At 43.2% G+C, this 5,926-nt stretch carries 4 protein-coding genes and 2 pseudogenes; 1 reads left to right on the plus strand and 5 read right to left on the minus strand.

Annotated elements, in window-relative coordinates; translation table 11 throughout:
• Positions 1 to 102: 102 nt before the first annotated feature.
• Together lepB and H540_RS0121135 are read right to left on the minus strand one after the other, a co-directional pair.
• On the minus strand, positions 103 to 639 hold the full coding sequence (gene lepB, locus H540_RS0121130; RefSeq protein WP_028402276.1) for a signal peptidase I: 537 nt from the start codon (positions 637 to 639) through the stop codon (positions 103 to 105).
• A 201-nt stretch (positions 640 to 840) separates the two neighbouring features.
• The gene (locus H540_RS0121135) at positions 841 to 1,785 is read right to left on the minus strand and encodes a DMT family transporter (protein ID WP_028402277.1); all 945 of its coding nucleotides are present in this window, start codon (positions 1,783 to 1,785) and stop codon (positions 841 to 843) included.
• Positions 1,786 to 2,058: 273 nt separating this feature from the next.
• Between H540_RS0121135 and H540_RS0121140 the strand changes: the two genes are divergently transcribed.
• On the plus strand, positions 2,059 to 3,987 hold the full coding sequence (locus H540_RS0121140; protein WP_028402278.1) for a heavy metal translocating P-type ATPase: 1,929 nt from the start codon (positions 2,059 to 2,061) through the stop codon (positions 3,985 to 3,987).
• Between the two features lie 360 nt (positions 3,988 to 4,347).
• Here H540_RS0121140 and H540_RS0121150 read toward each other — a convergent pair whose 3' ends face one another.
• The 3 genes and pseudogenes from H540_RS0121150 to H540_RS35670 all read right to left on the minus strand — a co-directional run.
• Positions 4,348 to 5,220 (minus strand): YihY/virulence factor BrkB family protein, encoded by an 873-nt coding sequence (locus H540_RS0121150; protein WP_028402280.1) that lies wholly within the window; start codon positions 5,218 to 5,220, stop codon positions 4,348 to 4,350.
• A gap of 4 nt (positions 5,221 to 5,224) precedes the next feature.
• Positions 5,225 to 5,584: pseudogene (locus H540_RS35665) on the minus strand (DUF4075 domain-containing protein); the annotation flags it as partial.
• A gap of 132 nt (positions 5,585 to 5,716) precedes the next feature.
• Positions 5,717 to 5,926: pseudogene (locus H540_RS35670) on the minus strand (hypothetical protein); the annotation flags it as partial.

The following is a 5,926-nucleotide window of genomic DNA, read 5'->3' on the forward strand; positions in this document are numbered from 1 at the left end:
TGCATGGGCCACTACAAGGGTTTGACCGCTTCTGCACGTCGCCGGATGATCTCTCCCCACTATAAAAAGACAGTTTTTTTATTCACTTGTATATAAATATCCTCACTTCGTTCGTTTAATTTCTTTAAACGGGTAATATACCAGTTCCACCTTCCCGACTATATTCTTCTTCTCAATTAGCCCAAGGCCATTGCGGCTGTCACGGCTCTGAAGACGGTTATCTCCCATCACAAATACTTTTCCGTCCGGCACTGTAAGAGGACCGAAGTTTTCAGTGAAATTCATCATAAGATGATGCGCTTTCTTTTGATTCCTCTCTAAATACGGCTCTGCTTGTACGCTCCCGTTCACATACAATGCGTCCTCCCGCATCTCAATAAGGTCTCCCGGAAGTCCGATAATACGCTTTACATAGGAAGCGTCTGTTTTTAAAATGATAATATCCCCTCTGCTGTACAAGTGCGTGTAAGTTACGATTTTACTTACAATCACCTTGTCGCCCTCAAATAGTGTCGGCTGCATGGAAGCCCCTTCTACCTTTGTCGGAAAAAATACAAAAGCCTTTAGTAGAAAAATAATGATCACTGCAATCCCAAAAGACTCTATCCAATCACGCAGACAACTCTTTTTCTTCACGATTCTCTTCCTCTCATTATGTCTTACTGTAACGTTATGCTTTTACATTTTATGAGTAGGAGCAGATCAAAAGAAGGAATTCGAAAGAATATTCTAACTTCAATTGTACGGGCAATACGTTTTCCTTTGCAATCCCTTTTGCGATTAGCCCGGAATTTTATAATTATCTTTCAAAAAAAGAAGCCCTGCAAAGAGCTCCTTCCCTTACGAAATCTTCTTCACTTGTACCGCCTTTTCTCGCGGCGTCCGGTTCACAATCACGATTCCTGCCGCTACACACGCTAAGCCGACAAGAACAAGAGAATGAATTTCTTCTCCTAGAATCAAACTTGAAAGCATAACACCGAACACCGGAATCAAGAACATATACATAGACACTTTTCCGACCTTGTTGTACTTCATGACCGTATTCCACACCAAGAAGCCGGCTGCAGATAAAAATGATAGATATAATAGCATAAGCATCGTATTTAAATCAAAGGAAAACGGCATAGCGCCTACTTGTACAATCCCAAGAACAAGCAGTCCAAGCGATCCGAAAATCATTTGATAGGCAGTCAAATAGCCGACCTCGATTGTACGGCTTCCCTCTTTTGCCAGGATGTTGCCGTACGAATAAATAAATGCTGCCATCAGCAGTAAAAATTCGCCGATGCCAAAATTCAGCTCAAGATGGCCTTTTGTTAAGTTAACAATTACAACACCTGTGAAACCAATTAGCAGTCCGACAGCTTTCCGCACGTTCAATCCGTCATCTTTATAATAGAAGTGGGCAATTAAAATTTGGAAAAAGGACGAAGAGCCGGAAATAATGGCACCTTGGATACCTGTGCTATAGCTCAAACCGATGTAAAAGCAAACGTACTGTAAAAATGTTTGGAACAAACCGATCTTCACGACTGTACCGACCGTTTGCGGCTGAAACGTCATTTTCTTGCCAAGCAGCGTAAAAAAGAGAACAATGATAAGTCCTGCAAGAAAAAAGCGGTACCCCGCAAACAGCATTTGCTCTCCGATTTCCTGAGGTCCAATGTTCAGTGCCGCATAGCTTAACTTAATAAATGGAAACGCGCTGCCCCAAAGAAATGTTGCGAATAAGGCAGAAGCCAAAACTCCAAAGGGATGCGTAAAAAATCGTTGTGTATTCACTGTCTGTCTTCCCTTCTTAATGTTCTTTTGAACATTAATCAGTTATACCATTCCCATACAGGAAACTCAATAAAATTGATTTTTGCATACAGGCAATTTTATTTCCTACGGTGTAAACATATGGTATAATAAGGCATATAATACATGGGTTAGTTACCCTATTCATCTACATGTACTTGCTGCTATCCGATTGGATGGCAGCTTTCGTCATTTTATAGGGGTACCGATTTTGATTCTTTTTCTCAATGAGAATACAGGAAGGGAGAGAAAATAATGAATTCGCAAGCAAATTCATTTGTACAAAGAGACACACAAAACGAATCGTCTTCTATTATAGAAGCATTCCGCAAGCATTATGAACTGGTTTTTGCAATTGCTTCAGGTGTTTTCATTCTGACAGGCTGGTTACTCGATAAAGGAAACTACGGCGGGGCTTCTGTCACGTTTTACGTATTGGCATTTCTAATCGGCGGCTATGCAAAAGCCAAAGAAGGCATTGAGGATACCATTGAAGAGAAAGAATTGAACGTCGAAATGCTTATGATTTTCGCGGCGGTCGGTTCCGCCATTATCGGATATTGGGCAGAAGGCGCCATTCTCATTTTTATTTTCGCTCTAAGCGGCGCCATGGAGTCCTATACGATGAGCAAAAGCCAAAAGGAAATCTCCGCTCTTCTTGATTTACAGCCGGAAGAAGCGCTTCGTATTTCAGACGGCCATGAGGAACGCGTCCCGGTGCAGGCTCTTTTCATAAACGATATCATTCTTGTAAAACCAGGCGAACGCATCCCGGCAGACGGCATGATCGTGCAGGGTGAAACAAACGTGGATGAATCAGCCATCACGGGTGAGCCTGTACCAAATGAAAAGAAATATGGCGACGAAGTCTTTGCCGGAACAGTGAATATGCGCGGCGCCATCGAAGTAAAAATTACAAAACATAGTGACCAAACTCTGTTCCAAAAAATCATTCGTCTTGTTCAAAATGCGCAAAGCGAAAAATCACCCTCTCAGTTGTTTATCGAAAAATTCGAAGGAACGTATGTAAAAGCCGTTCTCATTATTGTCGCACTTATGATGTTCATCCCGCACTTTACGTTGGGATGGAGCTGGAATGAAACACTATACCGCGCGATGATTCTGCTGGTAGTGGCATCACCGTGCGCACTCGTCGCATCCATTACGCCCGCAACACTATCCGCCATTTCGAACGGTGCACGTCACGGTATTTTATTCAAAGGCGGTATTCATCTGGAGCGGCTATCTTCTCTTAAAGCAATTGCCTTTGATAAAACAGGTACGTTAACACAGGGCAAGCCGGTTGTCACAGATGTTTATGTACGAGACGGCATAACAAAAGCCGAAATGCTTCATATTATGGCATCTATTGAAAATCAATCCACTCATCCGCTCGCGGAAGCTGTTGTGAAATACGCCAAGGCAACATATAACGTCCTGCTAAGCAAGCCGGAAAAAGTGGAGGATGTGACAGGTTTCGGTTTAAAAGGAACGCTGGATGGAACAGAATATAAAATCGGCAAGCCGGATTTTGTCGGCGAAGAAGCTGCCACATTTGCTGGCGGTATTTCTTCACAGCTTGCAGATCAAGGCAAAACAATCGTATATATAAGTGATAACAAAGGCATTCTTGGACTCATTGCTTTAAAAGATGTGCTTCGCCAAGAGTCTGTGAATGCAATTAGAGAATTGAACCGTTTAGGTGTCAAAACCATTATGATTACAGGAGATAACGAGCAAACAGCCAAATCTATTGCGATGGAGAGCGGAATCTCCGAATATTATGCTTCCTGCCTGCCGGAAACGAAAGTTGAAACAGTCAAGGAATTGAAGTTGAAATATAACACGGTAGCAATGGTCGGAGACGGCATTAACGATGCCCCGGCTCTTGCAACCGCAAGCGTCGGCATTGCGATGGGAGAAGGAACAGACGTAGCGCTAGAGACAGCAGACGTCGTTCTGATGAAAAACGAACTGTTCCGTCTGGCACAAGCGATTCGTTTATCCAAGCGTATGAATGCGATTGTGAAACAAAATGTAGTATTTTCTTTAGCGGTAATTATGCTGCTCATTTGCTCCAACTTCCTGCAGTTCCTGGCATTGCCATTTGGTGTCATCGGACACGAAGGAAGCACCATTTTAGTCATCTTGAACGGACTTCGCTTATTAAAAGCGAATGAATAAGAAAAGCGAAGCCGGCTCGTTTAGGTGCAGAACCAGAGGGTCTCACCCCTCAAAGGCGCTTTTTGCCTTTGTGTGGGGGAGGTTCTCTGGTGGCAGCACCTAGCCGGCGGAGCTAGACATCAAGAAAAGCGAAGCCGGCAAGGTGCCGTACAATGCCAAAAGGGTTCCCGAAAACGGGAACCCTTTCTTATTAATGATAATCGTTATGTCCGTTAGCGCTGCTGCTTGTTTTATGCTTTGGCTGAGAGCTGCTGCGCTGTTTACTTTGGTTTTTATCGTTTTTGCTGTTGCCATGTCGGTTTTTGCTCATGATGTAGCCCTCCTTGGTGTGAAGTAGTTACACCTATAGTATGGGAAGAGCTAATCCGCTTTATTACGGGAATCTTTTCCGCTCGTTCTGTAACAATTTAACAGGGCATTAATTTCTCCTCCAAGAAGAATTACCCAAGCGGTTAAATAGAACCACAGCATCAAAATAATGATCCCGCCCAAACCCCCGTATGTATTTGAGTAATTGCCGTAGTTATCTACATAAAATGCGAATAAGTATGATACTAAAACCCATCCTATCGACGCAAACAACGCACCAGATACTACTTCCTTGGGATGCACTCTACAATTGGGAGCAAATTTATACAAGTATGAGAATACGATGAATAGAACAAGAAAGCTTAAAAACAAACGAAAGATCTTCCATTTCTCCCATAAATCTGGTGGCAGACCGAGTGTCTTGAAGACAATGGTACCGATTACCTTCCCGAATACAGGAAGAAGAAGAGCAAATACAATAATGAAAATCATGGATATCGTTAACACGATCGAAAGCGCTCTCGTCATGTAAAACGGGCGTGTTTCTTTGATATCGTACGCTCGGTTGAAGGCCATCATAATGGCATTGATCCCGTTCGATGCTGACCATAATGTTGCCAATAGACCGAAGGACAGCAAGCCGCCGTTTTGCTGATTAAGCACATTGTTCACATTAGACCGAATTAAGTCCATCGCATCAGGCGGTACATACTCCTCTAAAAATCCCAATAGATCTTGTGTATGAATCGGAAGATACCCGACCATCGTAATGAAAAACACCAACGCTGGGAATAAGGACAATAGAAAAAAATAGGCGAGCTGGGAAGCCAGACCCGCCAAATCATCACTTATTGTCCGCTTATACAAATCCCGTAAAAATACGCCCGTGCTGCTGACAATCTTGCTGGAAAACATACGTTTCACCTACTTATACGGTTTGCTTTTTCTCCTTCTTGTCTTCTTTCTCGTTCTTATCGCCAACCAATGCTTCGTTTTTTGGTTCATCCTTTTTATCCGATACAAGCTCTTCCGTTTTCTCTTCTGCCGGATGATTCATCATCAGCTCACGCGCTTCCGCCATGCCGCCATCTTCTGCCACAATCGCCTCTGCTTCATGCTTCAATTCTTCCGTGCCAGGCGCTGCTGCTTGCAGCTCTTGCGTCTCTTCTGTCTGCAATTCGTTCTGTTTCTTTAGCTCCTGCTTTTTCTTATTGAAAATATCGCGAGTTTCTTTTAACGTTTCCACGACTGCAGGTGTTAATTTCTTAAATTCACCTACTTTTTGCTTCATTGCAGTCAAGTCCGTCAATTCACCTACTCTTTGCTTCATTGCAGTTAAGTCCGTCAATTCACCTACTCTTTGCTTCATTGCAGTTAAGTCCGTCAATTCACCTACTCTTTGCTTCATTGCAGTTAAGTCCGCCAATTCGCGGCCCTTTGTGCCGACTGCCTGTACACCTTCCATCACGCGACTCTTCAATGGAGCTTTTTCGCCGATTTCAATCATTTTTGTTTTCGCTTTGCGAACGTTATAAGCTACTTTATCACGGTTGCTCTTCTTTATCATTGTTACAGCTGCACCGACAGCTACCCCAATTGCAATATTACGTACGATGTTGTTTTTCTTTTC

It is taken from the genome of Ectobacillus panaciterrae DSM 19096, from assembly GCF_000430785.1.
GTDB lineage: Bacteria > Bacillota > Bacilli > Bacillales > Bacillaceae_G > Ectobacillus > Ectobacillus panaciterrae.